The organism is Methylocella tundrae (genome assembly GCF_901905185.1).
GTDB lineage: Bacteria > Pseudomonadota > Alphaproteobacteria > Rhizobiales > Beijerinckiaceae > Methylocapsa > Methylocapsa tundrae.
Map to the genome: position 1 here is coordinate 1 of NZ_CABFMQ020000005.1, position 442 is coordinate 442.

1 protein-coding gene is annotated in these 442 nt (G+C 69.2%); it reads right to left on the reverse strand.

The features are described 5' to 3' along the window. Nucleotides 1-442: amino acid ABC transporter ATP-binding protein (locus tag MPC4_RS02960; protein WP_174511209.1), on the reverse strand; the 442-nt coding region annotated here is incomplete at both ends.

Here is a 442-nt window from a genome sequence, read left to right on the forward strand (position 1 = left end):
GGGTAGCGAAGAACTCCGCCGCCGGCGCGGCCTCGATGATCTCGCCCTGGTCCATGAATACCACCCGGTTCGCCACCTCGCGCGCGAAGCCCATCTCGTGCGTGACGACCAGCATGGTCATGCGTTCCCGGGCCAGCGCGCGCATGGTGCGCAGCACCTCGCCGGTCAGTTCCGGGTCGAGCGCCGAAGTGGGCTCGTCGAAGAGCAGGATGTCCGGCTCCATGGCCAGCGCACGGGCGATGGCCACGCGCTGCTTCTGACCGCCCGACAGCCGGCCGGGGTAGCTGTCCTGCTTCTCCAGCAGCCCCACCTTCACGAGCAGCGCCTGCGCGGGCGGCACGGCGGCCTGGCGGGACACGCCCTTGACCACCATGGGCGCCTCGATGACGTTCTCCAGCACGGTGAGGTGCGGGAACAGGTTGAACGACTGGAACACCATCCC